The 568-nt window shown below is 54.6% G+C and carries 1 protein-coding gene and 1 pseudogene; both read left to right on the top strand.

The features are described 5' to 3' along the window. A pseudogene (locus AB4Z23_RS27990) lies at window positions 1-335 on the top strand (DUF308 domain-containing protein); the annotation flags it as partial. Between the two features lie 41 nt (window positions 336-376). Beyond that, a partial coding sequence (locus AB4Z23_RS27985) for a chorismate mutase (RefSeq protein ID WP_441361240.1) occupies window positions 377-568 on the top strand: 192 nt, incomplete at its 3' end.

Raw genomic sequence — 568 nt, 5'->3', positions numbered from 1 at the left:
GCTCGGTTATGACGATAGCCGTGATCCTGGCGTTGACAATGAACATGAACTGGGTTCTCGGCGCTTTCGGTCTATGGGCGATTTTTTCGGGGCTGTTGCAGCTTGGAACTGCCGTGAGGCGTTGGATAACGAGTGGAGGGCAGTGGGCGATGATTTTGAGCGGTGGCCAATCCTCTTTGGTCGGTGCACTCTTCATCTTTCAAGCGCAAATGCCGCAGGAACCTTCTATCTCAACGGTTGCGGGCTACGCTGGCGTCGGGGCATTCTACTTTCTGGTTTCGGCAATTTGGCTGTCGATCGCCCTGTCGCGTCGCAGTACGCAACCCATCTCGTAAGCGCTACCTCGCGCCAATGAAACCGCTTGGAAGATATTCAAATGATGACAGATGATGCGGCAGGGCAACTTGCTTCCTATCGGAGGACCATCGACAACCTGGATTCAGCTCTCCTCTATATCCTGGCCGAACGCTTTCGCTGTACCGAGCAAGTCGGCCATTTGAAGGCTAAGCAGGCGTTGCCGGCAATCGATAATGAGCGAGAGCGACGCCAATTGGATCGACTGATGAGC

The sequence above is a fragment of the Agrobacterium sp. MCAB5 genome, assembly GCF_052114365.1.
GTDB lineage: Bacteria > Pseudomonadota > Alphaproteobacteria > Rhizobiales > Rhizobiaceae > Agrobacterium > Agrobacterium tumefaciens.
The sequence above is the reverse complement of the archived record's forward strand: the minus strand, read 5'-3'. Positions and strand labels throughout refer to the sequence as shown.